This is a genomic window from Qipengyuania gaetbuli (genome assembly GCF_020524765.1).
GTDB classification, from domain to species: Bacteria; Pseudomonadota; Alphaproteobacteria; order Sphingomonadales; family Sphingomonadaceae; genus Qipengyuania; species Qipengyuania gaetbuli_A.
The window spans coordinates 186262-206475 of sequence record NZ_JAIVLR010000001.1 but is presented as its reverse complement, the minus strand read 5'-3'; the positions used below and the strand labels follow the sequence as shown (position 1 = coordinate 206475).

Genomic DNA, 20214 nt, shown 5'->3' with positions numbered 1-20214 from the left:
TTCCTCCTTTCGAATACATCGACCCCTGACCGGAAGCTGGCGCAAGTCCGACCAAACGACAAGTTATGCGCTCTCATTGGAGGTTACGAGCTTTCTGCCAACGAGTTTTCCCGGGAACATTGACATCCCCGCGGAGTATATTAGATAATGCTCATATTAGGGAGCTAGAGACCATGTCTACCCACGATACCGTTATGGAAAACGCCACGACCCAGATCCGCCGCGCGCTCGACGACAAGGCGCTGCGGCCCTCTATTGCAGGGTTCTTCGACGAAGCGACCAACACGATCAGCTACGTCGTCCACGATCCCGCCACCAACGAGGCGGCGATCATCGACTCGGTGCTCGACTACGATGCTGCTGCAGGCCGTACCTCCAACGGTTCGGCGGACCTCATCATCGAATATGTCACCAAGAACGACCTGACCGTGACCTGGCTGATCGAAACGCACGCCCATGCCGATCACATCTCGGCAGCGCCCTATCTGCAGGGAAAGCTCGGCGGCAGGCTCGCCATCGGGCGCGAGATCATTCGCGTGCAGGAAGTCTTCGGCAAGCTGTTCAATGCAGGCACCGATTTCCAGCGCGACGGTTCGCAGTTCGATCATCTGTTCGATGACGGCGAGACGTTCAAGCTCGGCACGCTAGAGGGCATTGCGCTGCATGTTCCCGGTCACACGCCGGCGGACATGGCCTTCATCATCGGTGATGCCGCATTTGTCGGCGACACCATCTTCATGCCGGATTTCGGGACCGCCCGTGCGGACTTTCCGGGCGGCGACGCGCGCCAGCTTTACCAGTCGATCAAGCGGCTCCTGTCGCTGCCCGAGGACACGCGCCTGTTCCTGTGCCACGATTACAAGGCACCTGGCCGCGACGAATATGCCTGGGAAACCACGGTCGGCCAGCAGAAGCGCGAGAACGTGCACGTCAAGGAAGGCACCAGCGAGGACGAATTCGTCGAGATGCGCACCGCGCGTGACAAGACGCTCGACATGCCCAAGCTGATCATGCCCAGCGTGCAGGTGAACATTCGCGGCGGGCGCCTGCCCGAGCCGGAGGATAATGGCGTGAGTTACATCAAGATCCCGGTGAACGCGGTATGATCCTCCCCGGCTTCCCTGAAGCAGCCCCGCTCGCCGGCCTGGCGGGCGGCCTGCTCATCGGCCTCGCTGCAGCGCTCATGCTGCTCGGTGCGGGCCGTGTCACCGGCGTGTCCGGCATTGTCGGGCGAGCCTTCGGCATCAACGACAGCGGCATGTCCTGGTCGAGCGCCTGGACCTTCGTCATCGGCCTGCCGCTCGGCGCGTTCCTGGTGGCAACGCTGAAGGGCGGGTTCGATCCCGAATTCGTGCCCCTGCCGCTGCTCGCTGTTGCAGGTGTGCTAGTCGGTTTCGGCGCGCGTCTCGGCAGTGGTTGCACCAGCGGGCATGGCGTCTGCGGTGTCAGCCGCCTGTCGCAGCGTTCGCTCGTGGCAACGGCAACCTTCATGATCGCGGGTATCGCGACCGTGGCCGTAATGGGAGTTCTGTGATGATCCGCACGCATCTACCTCCGCTGGTTTCCGGTACCCTGTTCGGCGCAGGCCTCGCGCTGGGCGGCATGACCGACCCTGCGCGTATTCGCGGGTTCCTCGACATCTTCGGTGCGTGGGACCCGACGCTGGCCTTCGTCATGGGCGGCGCAGTGCTGGTCATGGCGATCGCATGGCGTTTCGTGCCCCGTATGGCGCATCCGCTGTTCGCACCGAAGTTCTCGCTGCCCGACAGGACCGACCTGACCCCGCAATTGGTGGGCGGCGCGACTCTTTTCGGCGTGGGCTGGGGCCTTGCCGGCCTGTGCCCGGGACCCGGCTTTGCAATCCTCGCCATCGCCCCGCTCGAAGCAGTGGTATTCTGCGCCAGCCTGCTGGCCGGGATGCTGATGCATCGCGTGCTCTTCGACCAGAAAGCAAAGGCACCTGCCCATGCAAGCCAATAAGCTCACCGATCGCCTGAGCGTTCGCGGCCAGATTACGGCCGAGGACGTGCAGGCCGCCAAGGACGGAGGTTTCACGACTATCGTCTGCAACCGTCCCGACGGCGAAAGCCCCGACCAGCCTTCCGCCGACGCTATCGCTGCGGCGGCGAGTGCGGCTGGCCTCGCCTTCCACAACAACCCTGTAACCCCAGACACGCTGACGCCCGAAAAAGTTGGGTTCCAGGGCGACATCTTGGAGTCTGCCGAGGGCAAGGTGTTGGCCTATTGCGGCAGCGGCCGGCGCTCCACCATCCTCTGGATGCTTGCAAATCCGGACGGGCTGACGCCGGACGAGCGGATCGGTATCGCGGCGCAGGCCGGATACGACCTCGCTTCGATGCGTCCGAACCTCTGACCGGCGGTGCGTTGAATGGGTAGCAAGGCTCCCGGCACCGGGAACGGATCGTTGACAGGCGGCGCGATGCGCCTGACCCGCCAGCACGCCCAGCGCTACCTGCCCATACTCGACTGGGGGCGCACCTACGACAGGGTCACGCTGTCCAGCGACCTCATCGCGGCGGTGATCGTCACGCTGATGCTGATCCCGCAGAGCCTCGCCTATGCACTGCTGGCGGGCCTGCCGCCGGTCGTCGGGCTTTATGCCTCGATCCTGCCCCTGATCGCCTATGCCATCTTCGGTACCAGCCGCACGCTTTCGGTCGGGCCGGTGGCCGTGGTCTCTCTCATGACCGCGGCAGTGGCAGGAAAGGTCGCTGCGGGCGGTACTGCCGAATATCTGGCCGCGACCATCGCGCTGGCAGCAATTTCCGGGCTGATGCTGACTGCGATGGGCCTGTTGCGGCTCGGCTTCCTGGCCAACCTCCTGTCGCATCCGGTCGTCAGCGGTTTCATCACGGCAAGCGGGATCATCATTGCCGCCAGCCAGCTCAAGCACCTGTTGGGCGTGAAGGCAGAGGGCGAAACGCTGGTCGAAATCGTGCTGTCGCTTTCCTCGCATGTCGGGGAAACCAACCTCGTCACCTTGGCGATCGGTACAGGCGCAACAGCCTTCCTAGTCTGGGTGCGAAAGGGTCTTAAGCCTACCCTGATGAAGCTCGGCCTCAAGGAAGGTAGAGCAGGCGTCGCGACCAAGGCAGGCCCGGTTTTGGCAATCGTCGTGACGACCGCAGCCGTAGCCTTGCTGGGCCTCGACGAGCGCGGTGTCAGGACCGTGGGCGACATCCCGGTCGGCCTCCCACCGTTCGCCTTGCCCAGCTTCGATGCGGGGCTCTGGTCGGAACTGCTGGTCGGAGCCGCCTTCATCTCGATCATCGGCTTCGTCGAGTCAGTATCCGTCGCACAGACGCTTGCCGCGAAGCGCAGGCAGCGCATCGATCCCGACCAGGAGCTGGTGGCGCTCGGTTCGTCGAACCTCGCTTCCTCGCTGTCCGGAGGTTTTCCGGTGACCGGAGGCTTTTCACGCTCGGTGGTCAACTTCGACGCCGGCGCAGCAACGCCGGCTGCAGGGGCTTTTACGGCCATCGGCATCGCGCTGGCCACCGTTTTCCTGACGCCGCTGCTGTTCTACCTGCCGCTGGCGACCTTGTCGGCGACGATCATTGTGGCAGTCCTCACCCTGGTGGACCTGCACAAGCCTGTCGAGCTGTGGCGCTATTCCAAGCGGGATTTCATCGCGATCGCCGCCACCATCCTCGTTACCCTCGTGGACGGGGTGGAAACGGGCGTGCTGGTTGGCGTGCTCGCCAGCCTTGCCCTGTTCGTCTGGCATTCCTCGCTGCCTCACGCGGCGGTGGTGGGGCAGGTTCCCAATACGGAGCATTTCCGCAATGTGCGCCGGCACAAGGTCCTGTGCGATCCGCGGGTCCTCACCATTCGCGTCGACGAATCCCTGACCTATCTCAATTCGCGCTGGCTGGAGGAATTCGTCCTCAGCGAAATTGCCGACAATCCGGAGGTAAAGCACCTCGTCCTGATGTGCTCGGCGGTGAATTTCATCGACGCATCGGGACTGGAAGTGCTGGAGGCGCTCAACGAGCGGCTGGGCGATGCTGGGGTGACCATGCACCTGTCCGAAGTGAAGGGACCCGTCACCGACCGGCTGTCGCGCACCCACTTCCTCTACAAGCTGAGCGGCAAGATATTCCTGACGCAGTATGATGCGTTCAAGACGCTCGCGCCAGATGCAGTTGCGCACGGCACCATGTCGACGCCAGACCTCGGCGCCAACCGGATAGAGAAACGGATGTGAGCGGGGTGGGCGCGGGGATCAGGCCGAAGCCTGACCGGCGTCCGTTTCGCATTGCGCGCAGAACAGGTCGTAGAGCGTGCCGATTACGGCCTTCGCGTCCTCGCTATCGATCGAATACCAGACGAATTGCGATTCCCGCCGGGTCTTCACGAGATTTTCGCGGCGCAGGACACTCAGGTGCTGCGAAAGTGCCGATTGCGATAGCGGGATCTTGGTCGCCAATTCGCCGACCGTCATTTCCTTTTGCGACAGCTGGCACAGGATCATCAACCGAGATTCGTTCGCCATCGACTTCAGCAGCGCGACGGCGCGGCCCGCATTTTCCTGCATCATTTCAAGCGGAAGATCCACCTGGCGGCTCCTTGGCTGCGGGCATCACGCGCGCGTCTGACAACCGGGCCATTCGCGGTTGCGTCGCGAAACCGGCCCTGCAATAGCTGTATTAGGAACTCGTGATATGAAAACAAGTCGCGAGCCGTGGGAGAGAGATGGGCTTTAACCCCTTCGAGACCGTCCGCGAGGACGTGGCCCTGTCGCCGCAGGTGGCCGACGAGGTGAAGACCTCTACCTGTTACATGTGTGCCTGCCGCTGCGGTATCCGGGTCCATCTGAAGAACGGCACGATCCGCTATATCGAGGGCAATCCCGATCATCCGGTCAACAAGGGTGTGTTGTGCGCCAAGGGTAGCGCGGGCATCATGCACCAGTATGCGCCGGCCAAGCTGACCAAGCCGCTGCTTCGCACAGGGGAGAGGGGATCGGGCGAATTCCGCGAGATCGAATGGGACGAGGCGCTGGAACTGGCGACCGAGTGGCTGGGCGAGGTTCGCGAGCGTGATCCGGCCAAGCTTGCCTTCTTCACCGGGCGTGACCAGTCTCAATCCCTGACCGGCTGGTGGGCCAGCCAGTTCGGCACGCACAATTTCGCAGCCCACGGCGGCTTCTGTTCGGTCAACATGGCGGCGGGCGGGCTTTACACGCTGGGCGGGGCATTCTGGGAATTCGGCGAGCCCGATTACGAGCGCACGCTCTACCACATGATGTTCGGCGTGGCCGACGATCATGACAGCAATCCGATCAAGCTCGGCCTCGGCAATCTGAAGACCCGGCCCGGCACGAAGTTCGTGTCGGTCAATCCGGTGCGCACCGGCTATTCGGCGATCGCCGACGAATGGATCGGCATCAGACCGGGGACCGACGGGCTATTCGTCTTCGCGCTGATCCACGAATTGCTGCGGGCAGAGAAGATCGATTGGGCGAGCCTTGCCCGATATTCCAATGCCCCGTGGCTGGTCATCAACGAGCCGGGCGCTGCCGATGACGGCCTGTTCCTGCGGCACGAAGATGATGGCGCACCGCTTGCCTGGTGCCTCGAGCAGGGCAGGGCGATCAGGGCCAATGCTGCGCACATCCAACCGGCCTTTGCGGGCGAGCGCGAGGTCAATGGCCGCCGCGTCGTTCCGTCTTTCCAATTGCTCGCGGAACGGTACCTAGACGCCGAATTCTCACCCGATGCGGTTGCAGAGACGACCGGCATTCCGGCGGACACGATCCGCCGCATTGCCGCAGAGCTCGCCGAGACGGCGTTTGAGAAGGAACTCGTGATCGAGGAGCCGTGGATCGATGCCTGGGGGCGCCACCACGACCGCTTCGTCGGCCGGCCCGTGTCCTTCCATGCCATGCGCGGAATTTCGGCACATTCGAACGGCTTCCACACCTGCCGGGCCATCCACATCCTGCAGGCGTTGCTGGGTTCGGTCGATTGTCCGGGTGGCTGGCGGTACAAGGCGCCGTTCCCCAAGCCGATCCCGCCCGGCGTCAAGGCGGCATGGCCCAAGGCGGAGGCGGGCGTTCCGCTGGACGGCCCCCCGCTGGGCTTCCCGCGATCGCCCGAAGACCTGATTGTCGACCAGCATGGCGAACCGCTGAGGATCGACAAGGCTTTCAGCTGGGAGCACCCGCTGGCGCTGCACGGCATGATGCACATGGTGCTGCACAACGCCGCGACCCAGGACCCCTACGGCATCGACGTGCTGTTCATGTTCATGGCCAACATGGCCTGGAACAGCTCGATGAATATCCCCGACACGCTCGGCTATTTCACGAAGAAGTGCGAGGACGGTGAATACGTCATCCCGAAGATCATCTACTCCGATGCCTTCTGGTCGGAGACGGTGCCCTATTGCGACCTGATCCTGCCCGACACGACCTATCTGGAGAGGTGGGACTGCATCTCCATGCTCGACCGGCCGATCTCGTCTGCCCATGGCGGCGGGGACGCGATCCGCCAGCCGGTCCTGCCGCTCGATCGCGATGTGCGCCCGTTCCAGACGGTCCTGCTCGATCTGGGTGCTCGGCTGGGCCTGCCCGGCATGACCAATCCCGACGGATCGCCGAAATTTCCGGGCGGCTACGAGGACTATATCGTCAACCACGAACGCGCGCCCGGCGTCGGTCCGCTATCGGGCTGGCGCGGCGAGGACGGGAGCAAGTCTGGCGTCGGCGCGGTCAATCCCGACCAACTGGACCGCTACATCGAGAACGGGTGCTTCTGGCACGAGGAACTGCCGCTTTCGGCGCAGTTCATGAAATACGCGAACCGCGAATACCTCGCCTATGCGAAGAAAATGGCTTGGCTCGGTTCGACCGACCCGATCACTTTCCAGCTCTACAACGAGGATTTGCAGAAATTCCGCCTGGCGGCGCGCGGGCACGGCCAGATCCAGCCGCCGGAAGAGCATCGCGAACGGATCGACACTTATTTCGACCCTCTGCCCATCTGGTACCAGCCCTTCCTCGAACGCGAGGAGGGCGGGGAAGACTTCCCGGTCCACGCGCTCTCGCAGCGGCCGATGCACATGTATCACAGCTGGGGCAGCCAAAACGCTTGGCTGAGGCAGATCACCAGCGCGAACAAGTTACAAATGCACGGCGACCTTGCAGCGAAGCATGACCTCGCGGACGACGACTGGGTCTGGATCGAAAACGGCCGCGGGCGGGTGAAGGCGCAGGTGAAGCTCGTAACCGGCGTGAACCCCGATGTCGTGTGGACCTGGAACGCGATCGGCAAGCGCAAGGGCGCGTGGGGCCTCGACAAGGACAGCCCCGAGATGACGCGCGGCTTCCTCCTCAATCACATCATCACCGATAAGCTGCTGCCGGAGAAGGGCGACAAGGCCTATTCCAATTCCGACCCGGTGACCGGCCAGGCCGCATGGTACGATCTTCGCGTCCGCTTGCGGAAGTGTACGGCGGAGGAGGCAGGTGAAGCTTATCCCGTTTTCGAGCCCGTAGGACAGTACGTCTCGAGACAGGACGGCCCGCTGGAGTTTGGCGCGGACCTCAGGGGTGACGGGACGGGCGGGAAGGCCGTACTCAAGGAATTTATCGGCCAGCGCCACGCCAATCACGGCTGGATCGACGGCATCAGGGATGGGCGCGGTAACCGGGGGAATGACGGGACATGACCAGCCTGCCGGAGACTACTGGCAAGAAGCTTGGCCTCGTCGTCGATCTCGACATCTGTGTCGGGTGTCACGCCTGCGCGGTGAACTGCAAGGAATGGAACGCCGGGGCGAAGTCCGCGCCGCTCACTGATTACGACCCCTACGGCAAGAAGCCGGACGGCGTTTGGTTCAACCGCGTCCACACCTACGAGACGACCGATGACGCGGGCCGCGGCCAGACCGTCCATTTCCCACGGTCCTGCCTGCATTGCGAGGATGCGCCTTGCGTGACCGTGTGCCCGACAGGGGCGAGCTACAAGCGCGAGGAAGACGGCATCGTGCTGGTCAACGAGGATATTTGCATCGGCTGCAAGCTGTGTAGTTGGGCCTGTCCCTATGGCGCGCGCGAATATGACGAGAACCAGGGCGTGATGAAGAAATGTACGCTCTGCGTCGACAAGATCTACAACGAGAACCTCCCCGAGGAGAGCCGCGTGCCCGCCTGCGTATCGACCTGCCCGGCAGGCGCGCGCAGTTTCGGCGATCTTGGCGATCCGGATAGCGAAGTGTCACGCCTCGTCGCTGCAAGGGGCGGCTACGACCTCATGCCCGAACAGCTGACGAAACCGGTCAACAAGTACCTGCCGCCGCGACCGCGACAGGACGGGCGGGAAGGGGCCAAGGCCCCCCGCATGCTTGACCATGTCGACGGAACGACCGATGGGGCGGGCCTGATCGCCCGCTGGGTCGACAAGATCCTGTCGTAGGGGAACGGGCGATGCATCCTGCGAAATCCGTGATCTTCTTCACCACCGCCAGCGGCGCGGGCTACGGGATGATGATCGTCTTGGCCTTCCTCGCATCGCTGGGCGTCCTGCCGCGAGAGGCGGGTTTCGGTTTCGCGACTTTCGGCCTGGCTTTCGCCCTGATCGTTTCGGGGTTGCTGTCCTCGACGCTGCATCTCGGACGTCCGGAGCGCGCATGGCGGGCGTTGTCGCAGTGGCGTTCGAGCTGGCTTTCGCGCGAAGGGTTGGCAGCAGTGATCGCCTTTGTCCCGCTCGGCCTGTTCGCGATTTCGTGGAGCTTCAACCTCATCACAAGCTCGGCCGCCGTCGCGCTGGGCACCGCGGGAGCGGCCCTGTCGCTCGTGACGGTTTACTGTACGGCCATGATCTACGCTTCGTTGCGGCCTGTTCCCGCGTGGTTCAACGGCTGGACTGTTGCCGGCTATCTTGTCATCGGGCCAATGAATGGCGCGGTGATCCTCGCATTCCTGCTGGACGCTTCCGATGTCGACCAGGCGGCGGCGATCACGCGGCTGCTTGCGCTGGTACTGTTAATGATCGGGCTAGGCGTGAAGCTGGCTTACTGGCGGAACATCCACGCCTCCGCTCCCGTCAGCACGGCAGGTTCGGCGACAGGGCTGGGCCATCTGGGACGGGTCGAGATGACCGGCAGCCCGCACGACAATGACAATTACCTCTTGCGGGAGATGGGCTTCCGCATCGCGAGGAAGCATGCGGACAAGCTGCGGCGGATTACCGTATGGTCCGGTTTCATCATCCCAATGCTCGCCATGGTGGACGGGCTTGTCTTCCCCTTCGAACCCCTGACACTGCCGTTTACGGTGATTGGCCTTGTCGCCTGCCAGGTCGGGGTTGCGACCGAGCGCTGGCTGTTCTTCGCCGAAGCAAAGCACGCCGTCACCCTGTATTACGGAGAGCAGGCCGTCTGACCTGGCAGGCTCAGCCGTGCTTCGGCGTCGCGTAGCTGTGCAAGGTCGTCAATATCCTCGAATGCATTGCCGCTCCCGTCCGCAGGCCATTGTATTTCGGTCGCTTCCTGCACCTCCGCAAACCGCAGGAGCGAACGCCCGCCTTGTGCGATGAAAACGGAAAGCTCGTCCGGTGCCACTCGCCAGAGACCTGCCATCGCCTGCAGATGACCTTCCGCGACGGGAAGCGCGGCGCCTTTATCGCCGATAGCTGCCGCAAGGCGCGGCAAAAGGTCTCGGGGCAGGAAAGGCATGTCGCAAGAGACTAGCAGGACGTGAGAGGAGTTCTGCTGACTGGCAAAGCGGAACGCGCTGGCGAGCGCCGAAATCGGGCCGAGGTTTTTCGCGTTATCAAGCAGGACGGGAAGGTTCGAATTCGCTGCCTGCCCCGGCTCCCCGACCGCTATCGCGATGGTCTCGCCCCAGGTCTTCGCGGCATCGATGGCGCGTTCCAGCATGGACCGGCCGGCCAGTAGCCGAGCAGGCTTGTCTCCTCCAATGCGTTCGCCACGCCCGCCGGCGGCAATGACGATGGCAATTTGGCTCGGATCGAGGGTGGTATCCACGGCAAGAGGCTAGGCCGGCCAGGCCGGGTCGTCCATGCCGATCGCATCCGCCCGTTTGTCAGACCGCTGCGCTGAAGCGCGTCTTTGACACTTGCCGGTACGGATCGAGAAGGGCGGCGATCGTCCGCGCATAAGGCAGGCCGTCGGGGTCCATGGTCAGCACGTTCCCGTCCAGCGATGCCAAGCCGCGCGCGGTGAAAGCCGACAGGCGGCAGGCGATGTCTGCCGCGAGATATTCGGGCAATTCGGTCCTGCCCTGACAGAGCAGTTCCTCGATTGCCTTGCCGCGCTCGCCGTCCTCCGCGCTGCGCTCGAACCCGCGCTGGGCGGTGAGCGATCCTTGCGAGGCGATCATGCGGTAACGTCCGCTGTTCTTCTCGTTCTGGGCGAGTAGGTGCGGGAAGGAACTGATCGCCGAACTGCCAAGGCCGATCAGGTTCGGCGCGGCATCGTCGGTAAAGCCTTGGAAATTGCGGTGCACCCGCCCTTCCGTCGCTGCACGGGCAAGGGGATCGCCGCCGGGCCGCGCGAAATGGTCGAAACCGACCGGCACATAGCCGTGGGTCGCAAGGTAGGAATAGCCGAGCCCGGCCATGGCGAACCGCTCTGCCTGGTCGGGCAGGTCGGTATCGTCGATCATCCGCTGGCGCGGGACGATGTGCGGCACATGGGCATAGCCGAATAGCGCAACGCGATCCGCGCCCAGAACGCGGGTGCGCTGGAGCGTGTCGAGCAGGTCGTCGCGGGTCTGGCCGGGCAGGCCATACATGAGATCGAAATTGAGCGAGGTAACGCCCGCGTTCCTCAGCAGATCGACCGTCTCGACGATCGAATCCTCTGCCTGCACGCGCCCGATCGCTTCCTGGCAGTGCGGGGCGAAGGTCTGGACGCCGAGGCTGGCACGCTCGATCCCGACGTGGCCGATGACCTCGGCCCATGAGCGCGTCATCGTGCGCGGATCGAGCTCGATCGAGAAGATCGGGTCGTCGAGACCGAAGCGGATGGTCAGCGTGTCGACCAGCCGCACGAAATCGGTAGGCGTGATGGCATTGGGGCTGCCGCCGCCGAATGCCACCCGCCCGACCTTCGTGCCTCGCGGGAGGAGCGAGGACACGAGATCAATCTCTGCGTGCAGTGCCGAGAGATAGGATTCCAACCGCTGCCGGCGCCCGGCCTTGCCGGTGTTGCAGCCGCAGTAGAAACAGATTTTCTCGCAAAAAGGGATGTGGACGTAGAGCGAGACATCGCCCGACACGCTCTCCAAGGCCTTGCGATAGGCATCGCCCGGAATGTCGCCGAACTCGGCGGCAGTCGGGAAGCTGGTGTAACGCGGGACGGGCGTTGCGAGCAGGTCGGGATGATAGGGCCACATGCAGGCCGGATTGGCGGGATTTTCCCCCGCTTTCATTGACTTCGATCAAGCCGTTTTCGAGAGCAACCGGCGTGACACCCTTTTTGCAGGCAGGCGCCGGGTTGGTCTTCTCCGCCGGTGCGCATCGGGAGGGTAAGGACGATGGTTTCACCACTGGCGCAAAGCGTAGCCGTCAAGCTCGTGGCTTCGGCGGGCAGGGGGCCGATTATCAGTGGTAGCAGCGCAGCAAGGGGGAACGCGAAGGAACTCATTTGGCGCTCTCCTCGCTCTCGTCCTCATCGTCGATAAGGATGCGGTGCGCAGCGCCGTCGAGATCCTCGAACTGCCCGTCGCGCATGGCCCAGAAGAACATCGCCAGCCCGAACACGCCCATGCCGAGCGCAATCGGGATGAGGATCGCAAGCCCGCTCACTTCGCAGCTCGTGCGAGGCGAAGCGAGTTTGCGACCACCACCAGAGAGCTGAGCGACATGGCGATGGCTGCTATCAGCGGCGTGACCATGCCTGCCAGCGCCAGCGGAACGGCCAGCACGTTGTAACCGATGGCGAAGGTGAAGTTCTGGCGCACGATACGCATCGTGTCGCGAGCCACGCTCACGGCAGTTGCCACGGGCGCAAGGCGCTCGCCGATGAAGACTGCATCTGCGGCCTGCTGGCTGATATCGCTGGCCGTGCCCGGCGCGATGGAGGCGTGGGCGGCAGCAAGGGCAGGGCCGTCGTTGAGGCCATCGCCGACCATCAGCGGGAAGTGACCCTCAGCGCGCAGGCCTTCGAGCCGTTCGAGCTTTTCTTCCGGACCGACTCCGGCAAAACCTTCGAGGTTCAGTTCCTCGACCACCTTCGCGACGGCACCCGGGCGGTCGCCGGAAATGACCTGCGAGCGCACCTCCATCCGCGCGAGCGTGTCGATCGCTTCCTTCGCGTCCGGTCGCAGGGCATCCGAAAACAGAATGGGATAGGCGAGCCCGCCGACATGGAGCGTGGTGGACATGCCCGGCCCGCCGATCTCGTTGCGGCGCAGCGCGACCGAGGAATTGTCCCAGGTCGCCACGATCCCTTCGCCCTTGATCTCGCTGATATCGGCAAGGGTCGCAGGTTTCACGTCTTCCGCCCGCAGGCTTGCCGTGAGACCGCGGCTGAGCGGATGGCTGCTCGCCTGTGCAAGGGCGAGGGCGACCGATTTGGCGCGTTCGTCGAGATGCGAGATATCGGGGCGAGGCTCGCCCAGCGTGAGCGTGCCGGTCTTGTCGAACAGGGCGATATCGACCTCTGCCAGCCGTTCGAGCGCTGTCCCGTCCTTGACCAGCAGGCCCTTCTTGATGAGCGCACCGGAGGCAACAACCTGCGCCGCCGGAACTGCAAGTCCCATCGCGCAGGGGCAGGTGATGATAAGCACCGCAATCGCAATGACGAGCGACTGGTGCCAGCCGGCGCCCGCGATCATCCAGCCGACGAATGCCAGCACGGCCAGCGTGTGAACCGCAGGCGCATAGAGCCGCGAGGCGCGGTCCGCGATACGCACGTAGCGGCTGCGGGACTGGCCCGCTTCATCCATAAGGCGCGCGATTTCCGCGAGCGCGGTGTCGCCCTGCGTCGCCGTGATCTCGACAGTCAGCGGGCCTTCGAGGGCGATCGCGCCAGCATGGACCGTATCGCCTGGGGCGACGGCTTCGGGCGTGCTTTCGCCCGTCAGCATGGCATTGTCGAGCGCTCCCTTGCCGGAAACGACCGTGCCGTCTGCGGCGAGGGCGTCGCCGGCCGCCACGATCATGGTCATGCCGGGAAAGAGGTTTTCCGCCGCGATCCGCTGCGTGCTGCCGTCCTCCTGGACAATGGCTGCGCTCTTGCCCATGCGCGACAGCAGTGCGCCGATGCCTGCCCGCGTGCGGTTGCGCATCATGGTGTCGAGCGAACGCCCTGCCAGCAGGAAGAAGAGCAGCATGACAGCGCCATCGAAATAGGCATGCTCGCCGCCGGTAAGCACTTCGTAGAAGGACATGCCCGTCGCCAGCAGGACACCGATCGAAATGGGGACGTCCATGTTGGTCCGGCGATAGCGCAGCGCCATGGCCGCGCTGGCAAAGAAGGGGCGGCCGGAATAAGCCACCACCGGCAGGGCGATAAGGGCGGAAAGAAGGTGGAACAGCTCGCGCGTCACGCCGCCTGCGCCCGACCACACGCTGACCGACAGAAGCATGATGTTCATCATGCCGAAGCCTGCGACCGCAAGCGCGCGGAACAGGCGCTTTGCCTCCCGGTCGTCTTCCGCCAGCGGGTTGGCGGCCACCGGCTGCGCTTCGAAGCCGAGGTGTTCGAGTGCCGAGATCAGCGCCTCGTCATCCACTCGCGCATCGTGGCGGACCGCTACGCGCTTGGCAGAGAAGTTCACGCGCGCCGCGTCGACACCATCGATGTCGCCAAGGCCGCGCTCGATCTTCGCGATACAGCCTGCGCACCGCATCCCCGGCACGGTGAAGCGGCTGTCGACCAGAGCCGGCGCCTCGTCGGGCAGGGGAGTGGCGAGAGCGTTCATCCCACGGGGCGCTCGATGCGGTATTCTTGCTCGCCTTCGGCAAGGGTCAGGCGAACCAGCCAGCGTCCTTCGGGCAAAGGCGCGGCGCTGACGAAGCGGCCGTCATCTTCTGCCTCGAGCTGCCAGCGCAGCGGTTCTGCCCGGCCGAGCGGGTGACGCAGTTCGGCCGTCGCGAGCGTGCCTACGGGCGTGCCCTCGGTCTGGACTTCCAGATGACCTGCGCCATTTCGTGCCACACGGGCCGACCAGCCGAGTTCATTGGCCTCTTCCGCTGCTGCCAGCCAGCCGTTGAACTTCTGGCTGGCGACGTAGGAATTCTCCACGACGACTCCGCCGAAGCTGTTCACGGCAAGGCCGGCCATCATGAAATTGACAGCGACCACCACGCCGAAGCCTCCTACGAGGATGCCGGTCATGTGCCAGCCCGTGAAACGCTTGGTCATCATTCGCTCTCCGGTGCGCTGAAGCGGGTCGTGCCGCTGGCGGTTTCGGGTTGCTGGTCGTCGGTCGCCAGCGTGAAGGTGAAGTCCTGCTGGCCGCTGCCTGCAGGCGCCACGACATAGGCCCTGACGGTCCGCGTCTCGTCCGCGGGGACGGTGAAGGCCTGGCTGCGCGCTGCGGCATCCTGGCTGATGCGGTCGGTCCAGAAACGGCCGCCTTCCAGCCCCTCCATCGTCACGGTCATCTCGCGCGGACTGGTGGTCATGTTGCGCAGCTTGAGCGTGTAGGAATTGCGGATCGAACCGTCGCTCATCAGCATGAAGGGCGGATTGCGGTCGGGTGAAATAGTTAGGTCGAGATGCGACCTTGTGCCGAGCGCGAAAAGCAGGGCGAAGCCGATCGCCGACCAGATGCCGAGATAGACCAGCGTGCGCGGACGCAGCAGCGCCTTCCACGGCGGGCGCGGCGTTCCGCCTGCGGCCTCCCGCTCGCAGTCCTCAAGCGTGGCGTAGTCGATCAGGCCGCGCGGGCGACCGATATCCTTCATCACCCGGTCGCAGGCATCGATGCACAATGCGCAGGTGATGCAGCCGATCTGCGGTCCTTCGCGGATGTCGATGCCGGTCGGGCAGACCTGCACGCACTGGGTGCAGTCGATGCAGTCACCGAACTGGCCGGGGTTCTTGGCGGCTTTCTTGACGCTGCCTCGCGGTTCACCGCGCCAGTCCTTGTAGGTCACCAGCAGCGATTTTTCGTCCATCATCGCGGTCTGGATACGCGGCCAGGGGCACATGTAGATGCACACCTGTTCGCGCATGAACCCGCCCAGCGTGACGGTGGTCAGCGTCAGGACGGCAACCGTGATGTAGGCGACCGGGGCAGCCTCTCCGCGCCAGAAATCATGCACCAGGGTAGGTGCATCGGCGAAGTACATGATCCACGCGCCGCCGGTCCAGAAGCCGATGAAGAGGTAGATGGACCACTTGAAGGCGCGGCGCATGACCTTGCTCCACGTCCACGGCGCCGCGTCTAGGCGCATGCGCGCATTGCGGTCGCCGTCGACGAAGCGGTCGACGTGCTGGAACACGTCGGTCCACACGGTCTGGGGACAGGCATAGCCGCACCAGGCGCGGCCGACCGCGCTGGTCACGAGGAAGAGGCCGATGCCCGCCATGATCAGCAGGCCGGCGACGAAGTAGAATTCGTGCGGCCAGATCTCGATGCCGAACATGTAGAAGCGGCGGTTGGCGAGATCGACCAGCACTGCCTGGTCGGGTGCGTACGGGCCACGGTCCCAGCGGATCCACGGCGTGCCGTAGTAGATCGCTAAGGTAACGACCATCACCAGCCACTTGAAGCGGCGGAACGGGCCGTCGATGCGCTTGTTGTGAACCGCCTTGCGCGCTTCGTAGAGCTTTTCGGGCAGGTCCTGACGCGGCGGCTGGTGCGGCTCGTGCCTGCGGGTGGCCGCTTCGGGGCTGGCAACGGCGCTCGAGACGGGGTCGTTGGTCTTGACGACCCCGTCTTCGATTACCTGCCGCGGATCGTCATTCTGCGGCATCGGCTTCGGCGACCGGTTCTTCGACCGGAGCCTCCACGAAGTCCTCGCCTCCCCCGCGCGAATGGACGAATGCCGCCAGCATCTTGATGGTCACCGGATCGAGCCGTTCGCCAAAGGCGGGCATTGCGCCCATCTTCGGGTTCACGATCTGCGCCCGGATGGCTGCGGCGCTGCTGCCGCGCAGCCAGATGGCGTCGTCGAGGCGCGGCGCGCCCAGTTCGCGGTTCCCTTCGCCTGCGGTGCCGTGGCAGGCGGCACAATTGTCCGCATAAGTGGCAGCGCCGGCGGCATTGGGCTGTTCCAGGCCGCTGAGCGACCGGACGTGCGAGACGAGCGCAGCCATCTGGGCATTATCAAATGCGCCGTCGAACGGGGGCATCACGCCCTGGCGGCGATCTTCACCCGGCTGGCGGATGCCGTGCGTGATCGTGTATTCGATCTCGCTCATCGAACCGCCCCACAGCCAGTCGTCGTCGTTGAGGTTGGGATAGCCGAGGTCCTGATAGCCCGCTGCGCCCGATCCGTGGCACTGCGAACAGTTCACGCGGAATGCCGCGGCGCCGCCAGCGATGGCCTGTTCCATCAGTTCGGGATCGGCGGCCAGCTTCTCCACGTCCAGAGCGGCGATCCGCTCGTTAACGCTCATGCGGGCCTGGTCGGCGAGATCCATCTCGTCTGCCAGCTGGCCGCGGCTGGTCCAGCCCAGCATGCCCTGCGTGGCGCCCGAGATCATCGGCCAGGCGGGATAGGCCACCGTGTAGGCGAGGCCCCAGAAGACCGTCAGGTAGAAGGTCCACAGCCACCATCGCGGCAGCGGCGTGTTCAGTTCCTCGATGCCGTCCCATTCGTGACCGACGAATTCGGTCCCAGTCGGCTGGTCGATGCGCTTGTCGTCATTCGCCATCGGGCATGTCCTTGAAAATCGAATTGGCGGCGTTCTGGTTGTGCTGGTGTGCTCCGGGGCGGAACGGCCAGGCGCAGAGCGCGAGGAAGGCGACCATCATGGCTGCAAGGCCATAGCTGTCGGCGAAGTGGCGCAGGGTCTCGTACATCCTCAGCGCCCCTTCTCGGTGGCGAGTTCCTCCTGCGCGGCGGCACTGTCGACATCGACCAGCGTGCCCAGCATCTGGAGGTAGGCGACCAGCGCATCCATCTCGGTCAGGCGAGCCGGATTGCCATCGTAATCGCGCACCTGCGACTTGGGATAGCGGGCAGCGAGGTCCGCCGCATTGCCGGCAGGGTCAGCCTGGAGCTTGAGGTCGGCCTCGGCCTTCTCGATCTGCTCGTCCGAATAGGGCACGCCCACCCGGCGAAGCGCCGCGAGGTTGGCGGCCGGATCGGCGATCGAAAGATCGGCCTCCGCCAGGAAGCCGTACTGCGGCATCACGCTTTCGGGCACGACATCCTGCGGGTTCTTGAGATGCTGCACGTGCCATTCGTCCGAATAGCGGCCGCCGACGCGGGCAAGGTCCGGCCCGGTACGCTTGGAGCCCCACTGGAACGGGTGGTCGTACATGCTTTCTGCCGCGAGGCTGTAGTGGCCGTAGCGTTCGACCTCGTCCTTGAACGGACGGATCATCTGGCTGTGACAGGTATAGCAGCCTTCGCGGATGTAGATGTCGCGGCCGGCGAGTTCGAGCGGTGTGTAGGGACGCATCCCGTCCACCTTCTCGATCGTGTTGTCGATCCAGAACAGCGGGGCGATTTCCACGATGCCGCCGATAGTGACGGTGAGGAAGGTCGCGACCGCCATCAGGGTGACGTTGCGTTCGAGCCGCTTGTGGCCCTTGACGGTTTCTTTGACGACTTGGTCTGTCATGCTCGTTCTCACTCGGCCGGTACGGCGGCAGGGGGAAGGGGACGGTCGGCGTTCTCGTCGTGCGGGGTCTCGGTCATCGGAGCTTCCTCGCGGACACGACCGGCGAGGGTCTGCCACACGTTCCAGATCATGATGACGTAGCCCGACAGGTAGAGCAGGCCGCCGAAGGCACGCAGCAGGTACATCGGGTGCAGCGCTGCGACGGTGTCGGCAAAGCTGTTCACGAGGTAGCCGTCGGCACCGTATTCACGCCACATCAGGCCCTGGGTGACGCCTGCCACCCACATGCTTGCGGCGTAGAAGACGATCCCCAGCGTCGCGAGCCAGAAGTGCCAGTTGATCATGCGCAGCGAATACATCCGCTTGCGCTTCCACAGGCGCGGCACGAGGTAGTAGACGCAGGCGAAGGTGATCATGCCGTTCCAGCCCAGTGCGCCGGAATGGACGTGGCCGATGGTCCAGTCGGTGTAGTGCGACAGGCTGTTCACGGCCTTGATCGACATCATCGGGCCTTCGAAGGTGCTCATCCCGTAGAAGGCGAGCGCCATGACCATCATGCGGATGATCGGATCGGTGCGGATCTTGTCCCAGGCGCCGTTCAGCGTCATCAGGCCGTTGATCATGCCGCCCCAGCTGGGCATCCACAGCATCACCGAGAACACCATGCCCAGCGTCTGCGCCCAGTCGGGCAGCGCGGTATAGTGAAGGTGGTGCGGACCCGCCCAGATGTAGAGGAAGATCAGCGACCAGAAGTGGATGATCGACAGGCGGTAGGAATAGACCGGACGCTCAGCCTGCTTGGGGACGAAGTAGTACATCATCGCCAGGAAGCCGGCGGTCAGGAAAAAGCCGACCGCGTTATGGCCGTACCACCACTGGGTTAGCGCATCCTGCACCCCGGCGAAGACCTGGTAGCTGCGCGAACCCGTCGGGCTGACCGGGATGGCGAGGTTGTTGACCACGTGCAGCATCGCCACGGTGATGATGAAGGCGAGGAAGAACCAGTTGGCCACGTAGATGTGGGGTTCCTTACGCTTCACGATCGTGGCGACGAAGACGATAAGATAGGCGACCCAGACGATGGTCAGCCACAGGTCGACGTACCATTCGGGTTCGGCGTATTCCTTGGACTGCGTAACGCCGAGGAGATAGCCGGTGGCCGCCAGCACGATGAACATCTGGTAGCCCCAGAACACGAAGCGCGCGAGCGAGGGGAAGGCCAACTTGGCGCGGCAGGTACGCTGGACGACGTAGAAACTGGTTGCGAGCAGCGCATTGCCGCCGAACGCGAAAATCACCGCGCTGGTATGCAGCGGGCGCAGGCGGCCGAAATTGAGGTAGGGCTCGAAATTGAGCTGCGGAAACGCAAGCTGCAGGGCGATGTAGAGCCCTGCCACGAAGCCTGCCAGGCCCCAGAACATCGTCGCCAGCACGCCCCAGCGGACCGGGTCGTCATCATACTGGCTTTCCCCCGGCGGGATGCGGAAGAAGCTGTTGAGCGATGTCGTGGGATCGAACCTTGCGGCGCTGACCAGGACGAGGGCGAAGGCTGTCACCGCGACGATCAGCGCATGCGCGGCGAAACCGCCGTCCTTGGCCGATAGCATCGCCGCCAGTGCCAGCAGGGCGATGACAAACCATAGTGCCACGCGCCCGAGAGCAGATTCAGCTTGCATTGAAATCTCCGTTGTCCGGCACTGCTGCTAGCCACCCGCTGGCGGGCAAACTTTGATCCAGCGCAATTTTGATCAAAAATTTCACGCGGCCTCGGTCAGGTATCCGGCCCGCGCCTCGAGGGCGCGCAGGTCGACCAGTTGCACGCCCGACTTGCCGACCGTGCGGACGATCCCGAGGTCGCGCAGGATGGTGAACTGGCGGCTTACCGTCTCGATGGTCAGGCCGAGGCTGTCGGCGATGTCGCGCCGCGACATCGGCAGGTCGATGAAGGTGAGGCCTTCGCGCTCCACGCCGATGCGGTGCGCCATGCCCACCAGGAAGCTGGCGAGCCTTTCGGTGGCGGTCTTGCGGCCGAGCGTGAGCGACTTTTCGCGCGAACGTGAAAGCGAACTGCGGGCCGTGTCGAGCAGGCTGCGCAATACCGCGGGATCGCTGCGGGCAAGGTCGGCGAAGCTGGCGTAATCGAACACCAAGAGGTCGCTCTTGCGCAGCGTGCTCAGCGTATAGGAATGCTCGGCGCGGGCAGGGACGACTACCAGTTCGTCGGGGAAATGGAATGCGACCACCTGGTTGCGGCCGGCAGAGGCATGGGCGACCAGCTTGATTGCGCCCGATGACACGAACACGAGATGGTCGCTCCCCTCGTCAAGGCCGAGAGCGACGTCACGCGCCGCGTCCACAGGGCGCGCCAGCGAGCGGAACCGCAGGATGGCGTCATCGCCAAGATGTGCCGGCAGGTGCAGCTGCGCAAACCGGTCGAATTGCTCGGCGAAGGTCATCATTGCGCGGCGATGCCGC

The 20214-nt window shown here is 64.3% G+C and carries 20 protein-coding genes; 8 read left to right on the top strand and 12 right to left on the bottom strand.

The window, feature by feature from the left end; all coding sequences use genetic code 11:
- Positions 1–194 precede the first annotated feature (194 nt).
- From LC083_RS01045 to LC083_RS01025, 5 genes are read left to right on the top strand one after another with little or no spacing between them, the layout of a single operon-like run.
- Complete coding sequence (locus LC083_RS01045) at positions 195–1106, top strand: MBL fold metallo-hydrolase (RefSeq protein WP_226699996.1); 912 nt, start codon at positions 195–197, stop codon at positions 1104–1106.
- Positions 1103–1534: a YeeE/YedE family protein gene (locus LC083_RS01040; RefSeq protein ID WP_226698822.1), complete on the top strand. Its 432-nt coding sequence runs from the start codon at positions 1103–1105 to the stop codon at positions 1532–1534. The genes LC083_RS01045 and LC083_RS01040 overlap by 4 nt, the downstream gene beginning before the upstream one ends.
- A complete protein-coding gene (locus tag LC083_RS01035; RefSeq protein WP_226698821.1) occupies positions 1534–1980 on the top strand; it encodes a DUF6691 family protein in 447 nt (148 codons plus the stop codon). The genes LC083_RS01040 and LC083_RS01035 overlap by 1 nt, the downstream gene beginning before the upstream one ends.
- Entirely contained in the window at positions 1967–2374 is a 408-nt protein-coding gene (locus tag LC083_RS01030; protein ID WP_226698820.1) for a TIGR01244 family sulfur transferase, read from the top strand. Before LC083_RS01035 ends, LC083_RS01030 begins: the two co-directional genes overlap by 14 nt.
- Before the next feature lie 15 nt (positions 2375–2389).
- Complete coding sequence (locus LC083_RS01025) at positions 2390–4228, top strand: SulP family inorganic anion transporter (RefSeq protein ID WP_226698819.1); 1839 nt, start codon at positions 2390–2392, stop codon at positions 4226–4228.
- A gap of 18 nt (positions 4229–4246) precedes the next feature.
- Here LC083_RS01025 and LC083_RS01020 read toward each other — a convergent pair whose 3' ends face one another.
- The gene (locus LC083_RS01020; protein ID WP_224830715.1) at positions 4247–4579 is read right to left on the bottom strand and encodes an ArsR/SmtB family transcription factor; all 333 of its coding nucleotides are present in this window, start codon (positions 4577–4579) and stop codon (positions 4247–4249) included.
- Between the two features lie 137 nt (positions 4580–4716).
- Here LC083_RS01020 and LC083_RS01015 point away from each other — a divergent pair, with 137 nt between their 5' ends.
- From LC083_RS01015 to LC083_RS01005, 3 genes are read left to right on the top strand one after another with little or no spacing between them, the layout of a single operon-like run.
- Entirely contained in the window at positions 4717–7695 is a 2979-nt protein-coding gene (locus LC083_RS01015) for a molybdopterin oxidoreductase family protein (protein ID WP_226698818.1), read from the top strand.
- Positions 7692–8441, top strand: a complete 750-nt coding sequence (locus LC083_RS01010) for a 4Fe-4S dicluster domain-containing protein (RefSeq protein ID WP_319003409.1) — start codon at positions 7692–7694, stop codon at positions 8439–8441. The genes LC083_RS01015 and LC083_RS01010 overlap by 4 nt, the downstream gene beginning before the upstream one ends.
- 11 nt (positions 8442–8452) lie before the next feature.
- Complete coding sequence (locus LC083_RS01005) at positions 8453–9409, top strand: dimethyl sulfoxide reductase anchor subunit family protein (RefSeq protein ID WP_226698817.1); 957 nt, start codon at positions 8453–8455, stop codon at positions 9407–9409.
- Here LC083_RS01005 and LC083_RS01000 read toward each other — a convergent pair.
- The 11 genes from LC083_RS01000 to LC083_RS00950 all read right to left on the bottom strand — a co-directional run bounded on the left by LC083_RS01000 (position 9388) and on the right by LC083_RS00950 (position 20198).
- The gene (locus LC083_RS01000) at positions 9388–10014 is read right to left on the bottom strand and encodes a molybdenum cofactor guanylyltransferase (protein ID WP_226698816.1); all 627 of its coding nucleotides are present in this window, start codon (positions 10012–10014) and stop codon (positions 9388–9390) included. The two genes, LC083_RS01005 and LC083_RS01000, sit on opposite strands and share 22 nt — an antisense overlap.
- A 58-nt stretch (positions 10015–10072) precedes the next feature.
- Entirely contained in the window at positions 10073–11386 is a 1314-nt protein-coding gene (locus LC083_RS00995) for a radical SAM protein (protein WP_226699995.1), read from the bottom strand.
- Between the two features lie 247 nt (positions 11387–11633).
- Positions 11634–11798, bottom strand: a complete 165-nt coding sequence (gene ccoS, locus LC083_RS00990) for a cbb3-type cytochrome oxidase assembly protein CcoS (RefSeq protein ID WP_226698815.1) — start codon at positions 11796–11798, stop codon at positions 11634–11636.
- Complete coding sequence (locus tag LC083_RS00985) at positions 11795–13918, bottom strand: heavy metal translocating P-type ATPase (RefSeq protein ID WP_226698814.1); 2124 nt, start codon at positions 13916–13918, stop codon at positions 11795–11797. Before LC083_RS00985 ends, ccoS begins: the two co-directional genes overlap by 4 nt.
- Positions 13915–14361: a FixH family protein gene (locus LC083_RS00980; RefSeq protein ID WP_226698813.1), complete on the bottom strand. Its 447-nt coding sequence runs from the start codon at positions 14359–14361 to the stop codon at positions 13915–13917. Before LC083_RS00980 ends, LC083_RS00985 begins: the two co-directional genes overlap by 4 nt.
- The gene (ccoG, locus tag LC083_RS00975) at positions 14361–15920 is read right to left on the bottom strand and encodes a cytochrome c oxidase accessory protein CcoG (RefSeq protein ID WP_226698812.1); all 1560 of its coding nucleotides are present in this window, start codon (positions 15918–15920) and stop codon (positions 14361–14363) included. The genes LC083_RS00980 and ccoG overlap by 1 nt, the downstream gene beginning before the upstream one ends.
- Positions 15907–16824: a cytochrome-c oxidase, cbb3-type subunit III gene (ccoP, locus tag LC083_RS00970; protein WP_226698811.1), complete on the bottom strand. Its 918-nt coding sequence runs from the start codon at positions 16822–16824 to the stop codon at positions 15907–15909. Before ccoP ends, ccoG begins: the two co-directional genes overlap by 14 nt.
- Positions 16814–16972 (bottom strand): cbb3-type cytochrome oxidase subunit 3, encoded by a 159-nt coding sequence (locus LC083_RS00965; RefSeq protein WP_160607394.1) that lies wholly within the window; start codon positions 16970–16972, stop codon positions 16814–16816. The genes ccoP and LC083_RS00965 overlap by 11 nt, the downstream gene beginning before the upstream one ends.
- Positions 16973–16974: 2 nt before the next feature.
- Positions 16975–17739 (bottom strand): cytochrome-c oxidase, cbb3-type subunit II, encoded by a 765-nt coding sequence (gene ccoO / locus LC083_RS00960; RefSeq protein ID WP_226698810.1) that lies wholly within the window; start codon positions 17737–17739, stop codon positions 16975–16977.
- 8 nt (positions 17740–17747) lie between these two features.
- Positions 17748–19415, bottom strand: a complete 1668-nt coding sequence (ccoN, locus tag LC083_RS00955; RefSeq protein ID WP_226698809.1) for a cytochrome-c oxidase, cbb3-type subunit I — start codon at positions 19413–19415, stop codon at positions 17748–17750.
- A gap of 81 nt (positions 19416–19496) precedes the next feature.
- Positions 19497–20198, bottom strand: a complete 702-nt coding sequence (locus tag LC083_RS00950; RefSeq protein ID WP_226698808.1) for a helix-turn-helix domain-containing protein — start codon at positions 20196–20198, stop codon at positions 19497–19499.
- Between the last annotated feature and the right edge of the window lie 16 nt (positions 20199–20214).